14 protein-coding genes and 1 pseudogene are annotated in these 17,619 nt (G+C 67.6%); 1 reads left to right on the top strand and 14 read right to left on the bottom strand.

The window, feature by feature from the left end; translation table 11 throughout:
- Positions 1–51: 51 nt before the first annotated feature.
- Positions 52–1,470 (bottom strand): PLP-dependent cysteine synthase family protein, encoded by a 1,419-nt coding sequence (locus JWS13_RS42845; protein ID WP_206011138.1) that lies wholly within the window; start codon positions 1,468–1,470, stop codon positions 52–54.
- 193 nt (positions 1,471–1,663) lie between these two features.
- Between JWS13_RS42845 and JWS13_RS42840 the strand changes: the two genes are divergently transcribed.
- Positions 1,664–1,927, top strand: a complete 264-nt coding sequence (locus tag JWS13_RS42840; protein WP_275957317.1) for a WhiB family transcriptional regulator — start codon at positions 1,664–1,666, stop codon at positions 1,925–1,927.
- A 215-nt stretch (positions 1,928–2,142) separates the two neighbouring features.
- On the opposite strand, the gene JWS13_RS42835 is transcribed toward JWS13_RS42840, so the two are convergent.
- The 13 genes and pseudogenes from JWS13_RS42835 to JWS13_RS42775 all read right to left on the bottom strand — a co-directional run bounded on the left by JWS13_RS42835 (position 2,143) and on the right by JWS13_RS42775 (position 17,590).
- Positions 2,143–3,183, bottom strand: coding sequence for an aldo/keto reductase (locus JWS13_RS42835; protein WP_206011136.1), 1,041 nt, complete (start codon positions 3,181–3,183; stop codon positions 2,143–2,145).
- Positions 3,183–4,235 (bottom strand): annotated as a pseudogene (locus JWS13_RS42830) (aldo/keto reductase). The gene JWS13_RS42835 and the pseudogene JWS13_RS42830 overlap by 1 nt, the downstream one beginning before the upstream one ends.
- A 28-nt stretch (positions 4,236–4,263) precedes the next feature.
- Entirely contained in the window at positions 4,264–5,598 is a 1,335-nt protein-coding gene (locus tag JWS13_RS42825) for an NtaA/DmoA family FMN-dependent monooxygenase (RefSeq protein WP_206011135.1), read from the bottom strand.
- On the bottom strand, positions 5,598–6,941 hold the full coding sequence (locus tag JWS13_RS42820) for an LLM class flavin-dependent oxidoreductase (protein ID WP_206011132.1): 1,344 nt from the start codon (positions 6,939–6,941) through the stop codon (positions 5,598–5,600). Before JWS13_RS42820 ends, JWS13_RS42825 begins: the two co-directional genes overlap by 1 nt.
- Positions 6,938–8,128 carry an acyl-CoA dehydrogenase family protein gene (locus tag JWS13_RS42815; RefSeq protein WP_206011131.1) on the bottom strand — a complete coding sequence of 397 codons (1,191 nt, stop codon included), beginning with the start codon at positions 8,126–8,128 and terminating at the stop codon, positions 6,938–6,940. The genes JWS13_RS42820 and JWS13_RS42815 overlap by 4 nt, the downstream gene beginning before the upstream one ends.
- On the bottom strand, positions 8,125–9,468 hold the full coding sequence (locus tag JWS13_RS42810) for an NtaA/DmoA family FMN-dependent monooxygenase (RefSeq protein ID WP_206011130.1): 1,344 nt from the start codon (positions 9,466–9,468) through the stop codon (positions 8,125–8,127). The genes JWS13_RS42815 and JWS13_RS42810 overlap by 4 nt, the downstream gene beginning before the upstream one ends.
- 105 nt (positions 9,469–9,573) lie before the next feature.
- A complete protein-coding gene (locus JWS13_RS42805; RefSeq protein ID WP_206011126.1) occupies positions 9,574–10,479 on the bottom strand; it encodes a LysR family transcriptional regulator in 906 nt (301 codons plus the stop codon).
- A 112-nt stretch (positions 10,480–10,591) separates the two neighbouring features.
- A complete protein-coding gene (locus JWS13_RS42800) occupies positions 10,592–12,241 on the bottom strand; it encodes a dipeptide ABC transporter ATP-binding protein (RefSeq protein ID WP_206011125.1) in 1,650 nt (549 codons plus the stop codon).
- Positions 12,238–13,134: an ABC transporter permease gene (locus JWS13_RS42795; protein WP_206011124.1), complete on the bottom strand. Its 897-nt coding sequence runs from the start codon at positions 13,132–13,134 to the stop codon at positions 12,238–12,240. Before JWS13_RS42795 ends, JWS13_RS42800 begins: the two co-directional genes overlap by 4 nt.
- On the bottom strand, positions 13,131–14,105 hold the full coding sequence (locus JWS13_RS42790; protein WP_206011122.1) for an ABC transporter permease: 975 nt from the start codon (positions 14,103–14,105) through the stop codon (positions 13,131–13,133). The genes JWS13_RS42795 and JWS13_RS42790 overlap by 4 nt, the downstream gene beginning before the upstream one ends.
- Positions 14,106–14,115: 10 nt before the next feature.
- A complete protein-coding gene (locus tag JWS13_RS42785; protein WP_206011120.1) occupies positions 14,116–15,741 on the bottom strand; it encodes a TIGR04028 family ABC transporter substrate-binding protein in 1,626 nt (541 codons plus the stop codon).
- 29 nt (positions 15,742–15,770) lie between these two features.
- Positions 15,771–17,006, bottom strand: a complete 1,236-nt coding sequence (locus JWS13_RS42780) for an acyl-CoA dehydrogenase family protein (protein WP_206011118.1) — start codon at positions 17,004–17,006, stop codon at positions 15,771–15,773.
- Between the two features lie 179 nt (positions 17,007–17,185).
- Positions 17,186–17,590 carry a rhodanese-like domain-containing protein gene (locus JWS13_RS42775; RefSeq protein ID WP_206011117.1) on the bottom strand — a complete coding sequence of 135 codons (405 nt, stop codon included), beginning with the start codon at positions 17,588–17,590 and terminating at the stop codon, positions 17,186–17,188.
- Positions 17,591–17,619: the final 29 nt, after the last annotated feature.

Raw genomic sequence — 17,619 nt, 5'->3', positions numbered from 1 at the left:
GGTCCGGCATCGGTGCGTTCCGGTGCTGTGTCGAGGTCGGTCAGGTTCGGGCTAACGATTCCCGCCCGCAGCGGTACGGATGTGGTCGGCGTCTGCGAGCGCGACCACCCGCCCGGCCTCGGCCACGACCACCGGCCCCCGGTGTTCCCCGATTCGCCGCACTGCCACCGGAAATTCCTCGGTGACTCCGACGACGGGCAGCGGCTGAGCGACGTGCACGCCGACCGGGTCGTCGTCCGGAGCGTCCGACAGCGTCTCGGGACCGACGGACCCCAGGATCTCCGCGACCACGATCGGACCGGCACCCGGGCGCGCCAGCACCACGGGTAGCGCCGAGGTGTCCGCGAGCACGTCACGGGCCTCGGCCACGGTCGCGGTGGACGGCACCGTCCGGGGTGCGATTCCCCGGCCGCCCAGTGCGTCACCCACGACGGGTCCGGACGCTGCGTGGTACAGCGGGAAGCCCAGCCGTCCCAGCCACTCGTTGTCGAAGTACTTCGACAGGTACGCCCGGCCCGAGTCCGGGACGATCACGACCACAACGTCGTCCGGGCCGAGAGTCCGCGCGACCCGCAGCGCGGCGGCGACCGCGGTACCGGCGGAGCCCCCGACGAGAAGTCCTTCTTCCCGGGCGAGGCGGTGCAGCACCGTGAGGGCCTCGACGTCCGTGATCCGCTCGAGTCGGTCGACGACGTCCGGGTGATAGGAGTCCGGCCACTCGTCTGTCTCGGTCTGCGGGTGCAGGAAATGGCCTACCGATTCGATGTACCAGGCCCGTCCGTCTCCCCCGCCGTACACGGAGGTTTCGGGATCCGCGCCGACGATCTGCACCGCGCCGCCGGAGACCTCCGTCAGGAACTCCCCTGTCCCCGTGATGGTCCCACCGGTTCCGACTCCGGCCACGAAATGGGTGACCCGGCCTTGGGTCTGACGCCAGATCTCTGGTCCGGTCGTGGTGCGGTGTGCGTCCGGATTGGCCGGGTTGTCGTACTGACCGGCGAGCCAGCCGCCGGGAATCTCCGCCGCGAGCCGAGTGGCGACGTTGCGGACGAATTCAGGATGATGACTGGGCCGTCCGCCGGGCGTCACATGCACCTGCGCCCCGTGCGCCCGCAGCAGCGCGATCTTCTCGGTGCTGGTCTTGTCGGGCACGACGACGACCGAACGGTATCCCCGGGCGGCAGCGACCAACGTCAAACCGACCCCGGTGTTGCCCGACGTGCCTTCCACGACGGTGCCCCCGGGTAGCAGCTCTCCCGATTCCTCCGCCGCGCGAATCATGGCCAGGGCGGCACGGTCCTTAACACTGCCGCCGGGATTGAGGAACTCGAGCTTGGCATACACCGTCGCGGAGATCCCGTCGGTTACCCGGTTCAACCGAACGAGCGGCGTGTTGCCGATGGCGTCGGTGATCGAGTCGTAGACGCCGAGGCTCGCAGCATCGACTGTGGGTGGATCGAGGATGGTCATGCGTCTACCTTTCGAGGGCGCACCGAGGTCACTCGATCAGCATGGCAAGGACAGTCGCCGAACAACAGGATTCGAGTCACGCCGATCGGATCTTCGCATCCTCGAGATTCGAATTCTTTTCCGGCGACGGCCGATCGGCTGTACTACGGGACGACCCGAGACCGAAGGGGGTAGTCGAAAAATGTCGACACCGGTGACAACACTGCAGCGCCACGACACGGATCTGTGGCAGTGGCGACTGTCCGCGCGTTGCCATGAAGAGGACGCGGAGATCTTCTTCCCGGCGGACGCTGAACGCAGGAACGCGCGCTTCGAGCGGGAAGATCTCGCCAAAGAGTTCTGCCGCGGCTGCGCGGTGACGGAGGAATGCCTGGCGTACGCCCTCGACACCGGCCAACAGCACGGAGTCTGGGGTGCGACGACGCCGGGTGAACGGCTCGCACGACTCGGCCGCTGAGCTCCGGGGGGCGCGACAGCCGAGTTATATTCGCAAAGAATTGATTTGGTGCGCCACTCCCGGAAAACAAGTACGTTCAGTGTGCCGCAGTCTTGGGAGAGGCTGCGGTGACATGCGGTGTTCGAGAAGAGGGGTAAGAACACCGGACGTGGTGGATGGCCCCGTCAACGACGTCTCCTCGAGACGCGTTGGCGGGGCCTCCGTCGGCCCTCCTGCTACGCGGCGGGGGTCCGTCGCAGCTCCGGCCGGGCCAGTGCCTCGGGAATCTTTCCGGTGTCGCGTTCGGTGAACACCGTTTCTGGCGAGACGATCTCGTCGATCCTGTCCAGCACGTCACCGGACAACGGCACATCGACCGCATCCAGATAGGTGTCGAGGTGCTCGATGGTGCGTGGTCCGACGATCGCGGACGTGACATCGGGGTGGGCGAGCACGAACGCCAGCGACAGTTGGATCAGACTGATGCCCAGCTCTTCCGCCAGCACGGCAAGTGCGTCCGCGGCCGCGAGCTTGCGGGCGTTGGCGGGTGCGTCGATGTCGAAGCGGCCCTTGATCAGTTCGGCGCGATGCGACTCCGGCTGCGGGGCACCGATCCGGTACTTCCCGCTGAGCCAGCCCGCGGCGAGCGGACCGTAGGTGATCACGCCGAGCCCGTACTTGCGGGCGATCGGCAGAGTTTCCCGTTCGATGCCGCGGATCAGCAGCGAGTACGGCACCTGCTCGCTCGACGAGCGCTGCAGGTTCCGGGAGTCGGCAACCCACTGGGTCTCGACGAGTTCGGCCGGCGAGAACACGGAGGTTCCGTAGTACCGAATCTTGCCGGCACGGACCAGATCGTCGAGTGCCCCGACAGTTTCGCCGATCTCGGTGTGCGACTCGGGCCGGTGGACCTGGTACAGGTCCAGGTAGTCGGTGCCGAGTCTCCGAAGACTGCCCTCCACGGCCTCGGTGATCCACCGACGCGAATTGCCGCGGTGCTGTGGGTTGTCGTCGACGGCATTGTGGAATTTGCTTGCCAGGAACACGTCGTCGCGGCGGCCCGTCAACGCCTTCCCGACGATCTCCTCGGATTCACCGCGTGAATAGGTGTCTGCCGTGTCGACGACGTTGATGCCCGCGTCCAGCGCCCGGCGGATCACCCGGATGCCGTCCTCGTGCGTGGTCTTGCCGCGGGCCCCGAAGTTCATGGTGCCCAGCGTCAACGGGCTGATCTTCACACCCGTGCGTCCGAAGACGCGGAAGTCCTGCAGTGCCATCAGTGATCGTCCTTTGCTGTGGTGGTGCCGCGACGGCGAGTCGCCGCGTCGGTCAGTGACGGCGGCAGGTAGCCCTCGTCCGCCGGGCTGATCGTGACTCCGGGCGCGACGATCTCGTCGATACGGTCCAGGATGTCGCTGCCCAGTCTCACGTCGACGGCGCCGAGCTGACTCTCGAGGTGCTCGAGGGTCCGTGGCCCGATGATGACGGAACTGACGGCGGGATGCTGGAGGACGAAGGCCACGGAGAGGTGGATCAGCGACAGGCCCGCGTCGTCGGCCAGCTTCTGCAGTTCCTCGGCGGCGGCCCGCTTGCGCTGGTTGGCGAGCAACTCCGGGTCATGGCGGTGCGGCTGCCGGGTCAACCGGCTCGACTCCGCGGCTTCCGACTCGCCCGCGCGGTACCGGCCAGACAGCCAGCCCCCGGCGAGCGGGCTCCAGGTGAGGACGCCCAGCCCCTACTTCTCGGCGATCGGCAGCGTGGCGCGTTCGGCGGCCCGCGCGAGGATGGAATACGGCGGCTGCTCGGTGACCGGACGCTGCAGGTGGCGCCTGTCCGCGGCCCACTGGGCTTCGACCAGTTGGTGGGGCTCGAACGTGGTGGTGCCGAAGTAGCGGATCTTGCCCTGCCGCACGAGGTCGTTCAATGCGCCGAGGGTCTCGTCGAAGTCGGTGTCGGGGTCGGGACGGTGGATCTGGTAGAGGTCCAGGTGATCGGTCTGCAGCCGTCGGAGGCTGCCCTCGATCGCCTTGAAGATCCAGCGCCGCGAATTGCCGCGGTGGGTGGGGTCGGACCCGATCTGGCCGTGAAACTTGCTGGCGAGGATCACGTCGTCGCGGCGGCCGTGCAGCGCCTTCCCCACGATCTCCTCGTTCTCGCCCTGCGAGTACACGTCGGCGGTGTCGACGACGTTGATTCCGGCGTCCAGCGCGCGGTGGATGATCCGGGCGGCGTCCTCGTGGTCGGTGTTCGCCCAGGACCCGAAGTTCATCGCGCCGAGTGTGAGGGGGCTGACCTGCACACCGGTCCGTCCGAGGTGGCGGTACGTCATGATCGGTTTCTGCTTTCTGTCGTGGCAATCATCTGCGGGCAAACGTGTTGATCGGTTCGCGGAGACCGAGGTGGCTCCGGAGTGTGTGGCCGGCGTAATCGGTGCGGAAGAGTCCGCGGGCCTGGAGGATCGGGACGACGTGGTCGACGAAATCCTCCAGATACGAGGGCAGGACGGCCGGGATGACGGTGAACCCGTCGACGGCGCCCGACCGCCACCACGTCTCGACATGATCGGCCACCTGCTCCGGCGTACCGACCACCACGCGGTGCCCGCCGAGGAACTCGGACAGGAGTTGCCGGACGGTGTGCCCGCTGTCGGCGGCGTACCGGGTCAGCGACGCGAAGAAGCCCTGTGGTCCGATCCTGTTCCCCGGCAACGTCAGCAGCCGCTCGGGGATCGGTGCGTCCAACTCGAGGTCCGTGTCCGGGTAGCCCAGCCACCGGGAGAGTGCCCGCACCGGGGCGCTGTCCGGGTGCAAGCGGGACTGCAGGGTGTCGAACTTGGCGGACGCCTCCGCGGTGGTGCCGGCGACGACGGGGACGAGTCCGGGCAGGATTCGGATCTGGGTGGGGTCGCGACCGTCTGCGGCCGCGGCGGCCCGGATCTCCCGGGCGAACTGCTGTGCCGGCCCCAGCCCGAACTGGGTGGCATAGATCGCCTCCGCGTGGGCCGCCGCGAAGGCTTTGCCCTGGGCGGACGATCCCGCCTGCACCAGGACGGGTCGGCCCTGCGGGGACCGGGTGACGTTCAGGGGCCCGGCCACGGTGAAGAACTCACCGCGATGATCCACGGCGTGCACCTTGTGTGGGTCGGCGAATCGCGCCGACGCCTGGTCGCCGATCAGTGCGTCGTCTTCCCAGCTGTCCCAGAGCTTCTTGGTCAGGTCGACGTACTCGGCGGCACGCCGGTAGCGTTCGTCGCGCTCGGGTAGGTGGTCGATGCCGAAGTTGCGGGCGGCGTTCGGCTCGAACGTGGTGACCACGTTCCACCCGGCCCGGCCGCCGCTGACATGGTCGAGCGAGAGGATTCTGCGCGCCAGGTTGTACGGCAGATTCAGTGTCGACGTGGCGGTCGGGATCAGCCCGACCCGTTCGGTCGACACGGCCAGAGCGCTCGTGAGCAGGATCGGGTCCAGTGTGGCCGCGGGACCGCGGGCGATACTCGGCTGCTGAACCGGGATGTCCGGGAACAGCAATCCGTCGAGGAGTCCGCGCTCCGCCACGGCGGCCACCCGGCGGTAGTGGTCGAGACTGATGAACGACTCCGGCGCCAGCGCGGGATCCAGCCAGGCGGCCGGGTGATATCCGGCACTTCCGACGTTGACGAGGAAGTGCAGCGAGCGACCATCGGCTCCGCCCATCACGCCACCACCCGGTCCGTCGAGGTCGGGACGGTGTGAGCCGGGATCTTCAGGCCCAGATGCCCGCGCAGGGTCGTCGTCTCGTACTCGGTGCGGAACCGGCCGCGGCGCTGCAGGATCGGGACGACGTGGTCGACGAAATCGTCGAATCCGCTGGGCAGCACGTCGGGCATCAGGTTGAACCCGTCGGCGACGCCCTTGTCCACCCAGACCAGGATCGCGTCGGCGATCTGCTCCGGGGTGCCGGTGACGATGCGGTGCCCGGCGCCGCCGCCGAGTCGGCGCAGCAACTGGCGCACTGTCAGATTCTCGCGCTGCGCCAATCCGACGGCGATCTTGTAGAACGTCTGCGAGCCGCCGGCCTCGTCCGCATCCGTCAGCAGGTGCCAGGGCAGGGGCCCGTCGAGTACCAGCGCGTCCTCGGGAACCCCGAGCTGACCGGCCAGGCGGGTGAGCGCGTACTCGGGCGGCACGAGTTCGGCGAGCAGGTCGCGGCGTCGCTGTGCCTCCGCCTCGGTGCTGCCGATCACGGTCGACAGGCCCGGCAGCACCACGACGTCCTCGGCGCTGCGCCCGTATCCGACCGCGCGGGCCTTGACGTCTCGGTAGTACTCGGCCGCTTCCTGCTCCGTCTGCGCGGCCGTGAAGATGATCTCCCCGACCTGGGCGGCGAGCGCCCGCCCGTCCGTCGACGCGCCGGCCTGCACCACAACCGGCTCCCCTTGCGGAGAGCGCGGCACATTCAGTGGCCCGGCGACGTCGAAGTGAGGTCCGTGGTGGTCGGTGCGGTGAATCTTGTCGGGATCGGCGAATCGCCGTGCCGGTTTGTCGCCCACCAGGGCGTCGGGCTCCCAGCTGTTCCAGAGTTTGCGCACCACCTCGACGAACTCGGCCGCCCTGGCGTAGCGTTCGGCGTGGTCGGGTTCGTCGTCGAAGCCGAAGTTGCGCGCGGATTCCTTCCCCGCCGTGGTCACCACGTTCCAGCCGGACCGGCCGCCACTGAGCTGGTCGAGCGTGGCGAAACGCCGGGCGACGTCGTACGGGTCGTTGTAGGTGGAGGACAGGGTGCCGATCAGTCCGATCGCGCTCGTCGCCGCGGCGACCGCAGCCAGCACGACGGACGGTTCCAGGCTGTTGAACGGCCGGTAGCGCAGGTCTTCTCGGATCGCCGGGCCGTCGGCGAGGAAGATCGCGTCGAGCCTGGCCGCCTCCGCTTTCCGGGCGATATCGATGTAGTGGTCGAGCCCGAACGCGGCGAGCGGATCGGTTCCCGGAAATCTCCAGGATCCACCGAAGACGCCGGCGTTGAGAATGTTGACGTTGAGGTGGACCTGCCTGCTCACTGCTCCTCCTCGCCGGGCGCGCCTGCGGAAATGGCCGACTTTCCGAGGTTGGCAATGACGAAGTCGCTCTGCGGGAAATGAATCCGGCCGACCATTGCATTGCGATGGTGTCGCTCGAGTGGGTTGCTGCGGGAGAGTCCCGGGTTTCCGGTGAGGTCGAGAGCGGACTCGGTGATCCGGATCGCCATGGTCGTCGCCACGTGCTTCGCCAACGCGGGCAGGGCATTGTCGGATTCCACTTCCGCCGCCGCGTGGCGGAGCAGTGCACGGCTGGTCTGCAGTTGCGCTTCGATCTCCCCGACACGGTCGTGGAAGCGCGGAACCGTCGCGAGCGGCGCGCCCAGCGCGGTGGGCACTCGGGTGTGGAGGTATCGGACCAGCCAGTCCCTCGTCGCGATCGACACCCCGTTGTAGTTGGCGGCCAGGAGCAGGGGCAGTGCCTGTCTGCCCGCACTGCGGACCTTGCCGGTGCCGTCGTTCGGGTCGCGCAGATCCACCAACCGGGAGTGCGGAATCCGGGCATTGTCGAAGATCACCGTCTGCGTGTCCGAGGCGCGCAGCCCGAGGTGGTCCCACGTCTGCTGCACCCGCCAACCCGTGGCCTGGCGATCGAACAGAAACGTGGCCACCCGGGGCTCCGGGTCCGTCGTGGTGGCGGTGACAGTGAACCAGTGCAGCCCCGAGATGCCTGTTCCGTACGCCTTCTCACCGTCGATGCGCCAGCTGCCGTCGGGAAGGCGAGTGGCGGTGGTGGCGGGGACGCCGCCGCGGGACAGACTGCCCAGTTCGCGTTCCACCGCGAGACCGTTGATGAGGGCGCCCTCGGTGACCGCGGTACGGAACACCGCAGTCTTCAGGTCGTCCGGCCAGAGGTTTTCGGGCCGTTGGAGCGTCAGGTGGTTGGTGTAGTTCCACTGCAGGATCAGTCCCACCGACGGGTCCGCGGCTCCGACGCGTTCGATCACCTCGACGGCCTCGGCGATCCCGGCTCCACCCCCACCGAACCGCTCGGGCACGGTCAGCGACTGCGCCCCGATCCGGCGCAACGCGTCGAACGCGTCGAACGGGAACTCGCCTGTGAGGTCGTGGTATTCGGCGCGGGAGGCGATGAACTCGAGGACCTCGCGAAATCGGTTCTCGTCGAGTCCTCGCACGGTGGTGCGGGGTTCGGTCACTCCGACAGTCATGTGAAGCTTTCCTTCCTGGTGCGGTCGGCAGTCTCGGTCACATCGAGGCCGAGATTGCCTCGCAAAGTGCGGTGGGTGTACTCGGGGCGGAAGAGTCCGCGGCTCACCAGATGCGGGACCACCTGTTCGACGAACGCCTCGAGGCCGGTGCCCACCTCCCCCGGCATGATCGTGAAGCCGTCGGTGGCGCCGCTGCGGAACCACGCTTCGATCCGGTCCGCGATCTGTTCGCCGGTCCCGACCGCCAACTGGTGCCCCGCTCCTCCTGCGAACTTGTGGATCAGCTGCCGCGCGGTGAGCGGTGCGCCGGCGAGCAGTGCACGTGTGCTCGCGAAGAATCCGGCCGAGCGGGGCAGCGAAGACGCGGTGCCCGGAAGGTCGTCGGCACTGATCACCGTGTCGAGCCGGAGGCGCCCGGGGTCGAGACCGAGTTGTCCCGCGAGCTGCCGCAACGCCGGCTCGAGCGGAATGGTCTCGCGCAGTTCCTCCTCACGCCGCCGGGCCTCGGATTCGGTACCGCCGACGACGGTGATGAGACCGGTCGAGACCTTGACCCGGTCGGGATCACGCCCGTTCGCCGCCGCCCTGCCGCGGATGTCGGTCCTGAGGTTCCTCGCGACGTCGACGGTCTGTGCGGCCGAGAACACGAGATCCGCATACTTTCCCGCCAGAGCGAGGCCGCCTTCCGACGCACCTGCCTGCACGATCAGCGGCCTGCCCTGGGGTGAGCACGGCAGCGGCAACGGGCCCGCGACCGACAGGATCGGACCACGATGGTCGGGAGGCGTGATCCTGTCCGGGTCGGCGAACTGCCCGCTCTCGGCGTCCCCGATGATCGCGCCGGGTTCCCACCCGCCCCAGAGCTTGGTCACGACGTCGACGAATTCGTCTGCTCTGCGATATCTTTCGTCCTTGTCCGGGGGCTCCGAGTACCCGAAGTTGGCGGACGCCGCCGGATGCTGCGTGGTGACCACGTTCCAGCCGGCCCGACCGCCCGTGAGATGGTCGAGCGACAGGTATCGCCTAGCCAGGTTGTAGGGGTCGTTGTAGGTGGACGATCCCGTCGCGATCACCCCGATGTGTTCCGTTCCCGCGGCTGCATCGGCCAGCATGACCACGGGGTCGAGACCGAGACCGGGAGCGTGGTGAATGTCCGAGGACAACGCGGGACTGTCACCGACGAAGACGGCGTCGAGGTGTCCGCGCTCGGCGATCCGGATGAGGCGACGGAAGTGCACCGGATCCACGAAATCGCCGGGGTTGTTGCCCTCCACCCGCCAGGAACCGCGGAAGTGCCCGGGTGTGAGAAGTGAAATATTCAGGTGCAGTTGCGAACTCATGGTCACATGCTTCAGTGTCGAGCGGGAGATTGAGGCGAACAAGCCAGTGACGCTACGAGAATCGTTAAGAAATCCTCAAACCGGACCGGCGGAACCGCCGACAATTCACGACGCGAGCTGCAATGGTCCCGCGACCATCCGCAACGCCCTGATGGCCGCGGCCACCGCCGGGCGCTCGATCGACGCCTGACGGTACGTGACGCCGATCTGCCGCGCGCCGTTGGCGACCGGGCACGCGATGAGGTGCCGGTGGCCCTCGGAGACCGCCATTTCCGGAACCACGGCCACCCCGAACCCGGCCTCGACCATTTCCGCCATCCCCGTGAAGCTGCCGCACCGATGCTCGATCCGGGGCGTGAACCCGGCCTGACGGCACGCGAACATCACCGACACGATGGACGGAGCCCCGTCGGAGGCGGCGATCCAATCCACGTCCGCGACCGCGCCGAGCCCGTGCTGCCTCGCGCGCTCCCGCAACGGAGTCGGAGCCAGCAGCACCAACGGGTCGTCGAACAGGAACTCCGAGGCGAGACCGGCGGGAAGGTCGCGGGCACGGAACGAATAGGTGTAGGTGATCGCCAGATCGACTTCCTGCTGCCGGACGGCAGGAACCGAGTTGACCGGCATCGCGTCGATGAGCCGCACCCGCAGTCCGAGGTGCTCTCGGCCCAGCCGTGCGGCCACCGGCAGCGCGAGCCGGGTCAGGGCGGTCTGGAACGTCGCCAGCGTGAGCACACCGGTGACGGATTCTCCTGTCGCCGCGACCGCGCTCTCCGCCTCTTCCAGTGCGGCAACAACTCTCGATGTGTGATCGACCAGCACCCGGCCCGCGTGGGTGAGACGCAGCACGCGCCCCTCTCTGCGGGTCAGGACGGCGCCGACCTCGTCCTCGAGGATCCTCAACTGCTGGGACACCGCGGACGTGGTGATCCCGTGCAATTCGGACACAGCCGTCATCGTCGTGTGCTCGGCGAGGTCGCGGAGCAGAATCAACCGTCGAATGTCATACACAGGTGGTCCTCGCGGGTAGATCGGCCGGTCGCGCGGGATCTCCGCTCGACCGTATTCCCATCCTGCCCACCGGCGACCGTTCAGCACAGGTTTGTGATCACGACGATTCTGTTCAGTACACCTTGTCGCGTGCACTCGATCCCCGACCGGGGACGGCCGCGAGCAGTTCGGCCGTGTAGTCGGTCGCGGGGTCGGTGAAGACCTGTTCGGCCGCTCCGTGTTCCACGACCCTTCCGTGGTTCATCACCGCGACATGGTCACTGATCGCACGCACCACGGCGAGGTCGTGGGAGATGAAGACATAGCTGAGGTCGAGTTCGCGCTGCAGTCGGTCGAGCAGGACCAGAATCTGGTCCTGCACCGAGACGTCCAGCGCCGAGACCGGCTCGTCGAGTACGACGATCTTCGGCTCCAGCACCAACGCTCTGGCGATCGCGACGCGCTGACGCTGGCCCCCGGACAGCTCACTCGGCTTCCGCTCCAGATAGGCAGCGGGCAACGCGACCTCCTCGAGTGCCCGCCGCACGCGCGCTGCACGGTCCGCGCGGGTGGTGCTGCCGTGCGCGCGGAGGGGCTCTTCGATGATCGAGAACAGATCGAACCGCGGGTCGAAGGCCGCGTACGGGTTCTGGTACACGATCTGGATGTTTCGGCGGTGTCGCCGGAACTGTCTGCGCGACAACGCGGTCACGTCGGTTCCGAGGATCTCGATCGATCCACTCGTCGGTTCGATGAGCCGTACCAGCATCCGGGCGGTGGTCGATTTCCCCGAGCCGGACTCCCCCACGATCGACAGCGTCTGTCCCCGCCGGACATCGAACGAGACGTCGTCGACGGCCTTCACCGCGCCCCTCGCGCCGGGCACGGCGAAGTGCTTGGTCAGGTGCCGCGCCGACAGCACGACCGGGGACTCTGAATCGTCCGTGCTCGTCGGCGCGGTCCGGGTTCCCCGTCCGAGGGTGGGAGCGCTGCGCAGCAGGTGCCGCGAGTACTCGTGCGCCGGGTCTGCGATCACGGACCGCGTCTCCCCCTGCTCGACGATCTCACCGGCACGCATGACGGCGATGCGATCGGAGCGATCGGCGGCGACACCCAGATCGTGGGTGATGAGGACCATCGACGTCCTTGTGCGCTCGCGTAATTCGTCGAGGAGGTCGAGGATCCGCTTCTGCACGGTGACGTCGAGACCCGACGTCGGTTCGTCCGCCACGATCAGGTCGGGGTCGCCCGCGATGGCAACGGCGATCAGCACACGCTGCCGCATTCCGCCGGACAACTCGTGCGGGTATTGCCGGTAGCGACGCTCCACCTCGGTGAAGCCCACCTGTTCGAGCAGACGGTGGACGTGCTCGCGGCGCGTCGCCCGGTTCTCGTCGGTGTGCAGTTTCAGGACGTCCGCGATCTGCGGGCCGATCCGCTTGATCGGGTTGAGCGACACGGTGGGGTCCTGCGGGATCAGGCTGATCCGCGAACCCCGCAGTTCCCGCATCCGGTCGGCGCCCGCGGTCACGAGGTCCTCGCCGTCGTGCCGGATCTCCCCCGCCAGCACGTCACCGTTCGCCGGCAGCAATCCGAGGACGGCCTGGCCGATCGTCGTCTTACCGGAGCCCGACTCACCGACGAGTGCCAGCACCTGTCCCGCGCCGAGTGTCAGGTCGGCGCCCTCCACCACGGGAACGGTCTCCGACGACGTGCGGTACCCGACCCGCAGTTTCCGCACGTCCAGGACCGGAAACCGATCCTCTGTCTCGGCCTTGCTCACGGTCGGCGCCTTTCTCCCAGGTAATGGCTGATTCGGTTGGCGGCAAGGACGACGGCCACGATCGCTAGGCCCGGGAACAGCGTCAGCCAATAGCGGGACGCGATGTAGTTTCGGCCTTCAGAGACGAGGAGGCCCCATTCGGAACTCGGCGGCTGCGCACCGAAGCCGAGAAAGCCGAGCGACGCGATCGCCAGAATCGCCGTCCCGAACTGCAGCGCCGCGAGCGAGAGCACCGTGCCGGTCGAGTTGGGCAGGATGTGGCGCCACAGAATCGCACCGAACCTGCTCCCCGCGCTGATCGCCGCCTCGACGTACAGGCTGGACCGCACGGTGAGCACCTCCGTGCGGATGAGTCTCGCGAACGTCGCGCTCGATGCGAGTCCCACGGCCAGGGCGGCGTTCACGGTGCCGAAACCGAGGACGACGACGATCGTCACGGCGAGCAGGAAACTCGGCACGGCGAGCAGCACGTCGACCACCCGCATGAGCACCGTGTCGACGAGTCCGCCGAAGGCACCGGCGAGGAGTCCGGTCAGTGATCCGAGTACCAGTCCGACGGCTACCGCGATGAACGATCCCGTCAGCGAGTGCCGGGCACCGTAGATGACGCGGCTGAACATGTCCCGGCCTAGGTAGTCCGTGCCGAACAGGTGCTCGAGCGACGGCCCCCGCAACTTCAGCGACGGCGTCGCGGCCGTCGGGTCGATCGAGGTGAACCAGGACGGGAACAGCGCCCACGCCAGCGCCACCGCGACCACGACGACGGCGAGGGTGATGTCCCACCGGGGTCGCCTGCGCCGAGGTGCCCGCGGCCGCCGCGGGGACTCGGTGCCGACCGCCGGCTCGGTGTCACTCCGATGCACCGGGACGTCGAGCTGTTCGACTGCGGTCATGCCGCCTCCTTCACCTTGTGTGCGCGGATCCGGCTACGTCCTCCGATGAGCTGGATCCGCGGATCGACGAGTGGATACACGAGATCGATCACCAGATTGACGAGGACGTAGACCGACGCGGCCAACAGCACCACCGCCTGGATCACCGGAAGGTCCTGCGCTTGAACCGAACTCTGCGTGAGCCGGCCGATGCCGTCACGGGAGTAGACGGTCTCGGTGACGAGGGAACCGGCGATCAGCTCGCCGATCGTCAACCCCAGCAGGGTCAGCCACGGCAGTATCGAGTTCCGCAGCACGTGGTGGCGGAACGCGTACCCGTCGTCGGCGCCCTTCGCGAGGACCACCTGCACGAACGGCTCACGCCTGATGCTGTCGAGCGTGCGGATCAACACCTGGGCGAGCGGCGCGGACACGGCGATCCCGAGGGTGAGAACCGGCGCGACCAGTGCGGACGCGCTGCCGTCGGCGACCGCCGGGAGCCAGCCGAGCTCGAACGAGAACACCTGGAGGAACAGAATGCCGATCAGGAAGGTCGGAACGGAGGCGAACAGCGGCGGCACCGACAGCAGCAGACCCCGCAGCCATCCGAAGCGGCTGTACGACGCGGCGACCCCCAGCACACCCGCGATCAGCAGTCCCGCCAGCAGGCTGAACGCTGTGAGGTGAATCGTCGACGGCAACGCCTCGGCGATCAGCGTGCGCACCGGGGTGCCCCGAGTGAGCGAGTAGCCGAAATCACCGTGCAGGACGCCCGCGAGGCGATGCACGTACTGCGCGACGATCGGCTGATCGAGCCCGTAGTACTCACGCAGCCGTTCCCCGTCCTCGGGGGTCAGCCCGCTGTCGGGCGCGCTGATCCGAATGCTGATCGGATCACTCGGCAACACGGCGAGGAGCACGAACGACGCGGTGTAGGCGGCCCACAGAACGAGGAACGCCTGACCGATCCGCGACGCGATGTATCGTCCCATCCCCGCCCGCTCAGTTCTCGCTGAGCCAGGTGCCGTAGAACTCCGAGCGCGCGACCGGGTCGGTGCCGAAGCCCTGCACCGTCGGGGACACGGCGAAGATCTGCGTCTCGTCGTAGAGCGGGATCACGACGGCGTTGTCGATGAGGTACTTCTGAATGTCCGCGACCGCGGCCTTGCGCTGCGCCGGGTCGGTGATCGCGGCCTGCGCTCGCACGAGTTCGTCGAGCCGGGGATCCGCGACGAAGGTGACGTTGTTCAAGGTCGAATCGTAGGACGTGCGCAGCACATCGGGTTCCGCTCGGCTGAGCTGGCTCTGCGAGAACGGTTGCCCCTTCTCGGCGACGGTCTTGGTGTACGTGCCGTAGTCGACCTGCTTGACGTTCAATTCGACGCCGGCCTTCTTCCACTGCTCGGCGAGCAGTTCCCACGTCGCCTTCGACGGCTGGTAGAACGGGGCGACGTAGCCTTCGACGCTGAGCCGCTGACCGTCCTTGACGCGGATGCCGTCGGCACCCACCTTCCACCCGGCTCCTTCGAGGAGCTGTTCGGCGCGGTCGAGGTCGAACGTCAGGGCGTCGGAATTGTCCGAGAACCATGGAGACGACTGCGGCAGAATCGACTTCGCCACGCCGTAGTTGGGTGAGAGCACCGTGTCGACGATCTCCTGCCTGTTCGTCGCCGCCTGGAGGGCGAGCCGCACGTTCTTGTCGGCGACCAGCGGCGCGGTCTGGTGAATGTTGAGGTGGTTCGTCTCGCCGTCGACGCTCTTCGCGATGATGTCGATACCCGAGCCGGAGAGGAGCTCCTCGTCGTAGGGCTGGATGTTCCGTGCGATGTGTGCCTGACCGGACTGCAGGCTGCCGGTCCGCACGCTGCCCTCGGTGACGACCTTGAACACGATCCTGTCGAGATACGCACGACCCTGGTGCTCGGAGCTCGGCGGCGCCCAGTCGTAGTCCTCGCGCCTCTTCAGCACGATTTCCTGGTTGCTGTTGGACGATTCGAGCACGAACGGTCCGGAGCCGATCAGGTTGGCGATCTGCCCCTGTGCGTCGAGGTTCTTCCCCAGCGTCGACTGTGCGAGAAGACCCGACCGGTAGATGGACGTTACCTGGAGGAATCCCGCATTCGGCGAGGACAGGCGAACTGTGACCGTGTCGTCGTCGACGACGTCGGTGCCGGCATAGCTTCCGAAGAACGCGTCCTTCACGATCCCCAGTTCGGGCGCGCCGAAGCCGTGCTGGTCGTAGTTGGCCTTCACCGCGTTCGCGTCGAGCGGTGTTCCGTCGCTGAACGTCACGCCGTCACGCAGGTGAAAGGTGTACGCCAGACCGTCATCGCTGATGTCCCAGCTCTCCGCGATCCACGGTTCGATCTCGCCGGTGTCCGGGTCCTGGTACGTCAGGCGGTCCACCAACTGCGGGGTGACCTGGGTGTTGGACCACAACGTGTTCGTGATGTTGAACGCCTGGTACTCGACCGGGTCGAGGAAGGTCAGTGTTCCGCCGTACACGGGTTCGCCCGCCGCCCCGGCGTCTCCCGGCGTACCGGACCCGCACGCGGCACCGAGGAGGAGGAAGCCGACCGCGGTGGCGGCCAGCGCTGAGGATCGGATGCGGGAACGTCTCGAGTTCATCTCTGTTCTTTCTGGGGATGGTGCGGCGATCAGGAGTTCTTGGGCTCGCCGTACCGGTCGGCGAACGACTTGGGTGTGGTGCCGTTGACCAGGTAGTCACCGATGACCGTCGGCTTGTAGACCACGGGATTGTGTGAGGCGAGAGTGCGGGCGTTCCGCCAGTGGCGGTCCAGATTGCGGGTCTCTCGCACCGCGGAGGAACCACCCGCGTTGAAGATGAGGTTGGCGGAGTCCAGGACCGCGTCGATCACGGCGATCTGCGCCGCGGACGTGTTCACGAAGACCTCCGCGAACAGATCGCGGGTGGGTCCCTCGGCCGCGAACCGTACGTTGACGTGTTCGAGTTCCTGCGCGATCCGCTGCAGGATGCTGTCGACGACCAGAACGTTCTTCGCGATCTTCCCGACCACGCCGAGAACCGCGTAGTCCGACGTCGCCGCATCGGACGGCGCATGCAGACTCGTCCGGGTGCGGCTGCGCACGAGTTCCACCGCGTCGTCGCGCAGGTTGCGGTTGATCCCCGCCAGCGTCGCCAGGTGCACGATCTGCACGAACGAGGACTGCTGGTCGAGGAATCCCGGGCGCTGCCCGAATTCGCCGAATTCGGCGACCGGTGCCGCCTCGAACTTCGTGGTTCCACTGGCGGTGAGCCGTTGACCGATCCCGTCCCAGTCGTCGATGCGGTCGACGCCGGCCGCGGTGGCCGCCACGATCACGAAGCGGCGCCGGGCGTCGCCGTCCGTCACGGCGACCCGGATGTAGTCGGCGTAGAGAGTTCCCGTCGTGTAGTACTTCTCGCCGGATACCACCGCCTCACCGTCCAGGTCGGTGACGGTGGTCGAGATGTCGAACGTGCCCCGGCCGGTGGGCTCGGACTGTGCGTTGCCGAATGCCACTCCGGCACCGATCTTTTCCAGCCAGTGGGTCCGCACCGGTCCGTCGTCCAGATTGCGGAGGATTTCGACGGTGGTGAAGTGTCCCCGCAGGATCTGCGGGATGTTGGAATCGGCCTGCCCGAGCTCGGCGAGGAGTTCGAAGAGCTCGGGCAGGGTGACCCCGTGGCCGCCGAATTCGACCGGGACGCGCAGTGCGCCGAACCCCGCGGCGAACAGCTCGGCCACCTCCGTGTACGGCAGTTCCCGGGCGCGTTCGCGCTGCGCCGCGCCGGCGGCGATGCGGGCGAAGATCTCCCGGAACCGCGGGAGGGAACGGTCCGCGGCGGTGGAATGGTCGCTGACGCGGCCGGTCAGGGTGACAGCGGTCATGAAGGGGCTCCTCGGGCGACGTGATCGAGCGCCGTCACCCGGACGGGTGACGGTCGACGGAACGGGCTACCCGGCCGGGCCCCGAGGGGAGCGACCGGAAGCTCAGGTTCTCCGTTCTATCTCATATCGAGACATGTTGCCGATCAACACAATCGGCCTTGACGCTTCGTGTAGATCCGCTAAATCCGCGTCTCGTCGCCGTGTGCCCGTGCAGGCTCGTTCGCGGGCAGGCCTGCGGCCTTCCAGGCGGCGAACCCGCCGTCGACGTGCACCACGTTGCGGAAGCCTCGCTCGAGTAATCCCTCCGCCACCGGGCCGGACCCCGCAATGGATCCGCACACGACGACGATCGGCTGGTCGAGCGAGATGATCTCGGCGTGCTTCGTGGGTGAGTCGAGTCCGAACTGTTCGTCGAGCGCGTCTCGGTCGGCAACGATTGCTCCCGGGACCTCGCCGTTCTCTCCGCGCCCCTTGGCGCTGCGCACGTCCACGAGCACGGCGCCGCCCTTGACGGCCGCGGCCGCGAGCACCGGGGTGACGAGAGCGGGGGTGAGCCGGGCGGAGGTGTCGATGTTGTGGGTCATGTGATGTCCTTCTCGGTAGGTGGTCGGGA

It is taken from the genome of Rhodococcus pseudokoreensis, from assembly GCF_017068395.1.
Classification (GTDB): Bacteria; Actinomycetota; Actinomycetes; order Mycobacteriales; family Mycobacteriaceae; genus Rhodococcus_F; species Rhodococcus_F pseudokoreensis.
The sequence above is the reverse complement of the archived record's forward strand: the minus strand, read 5'-3'. Positions and strand labels throughout refer to the sequence as shown.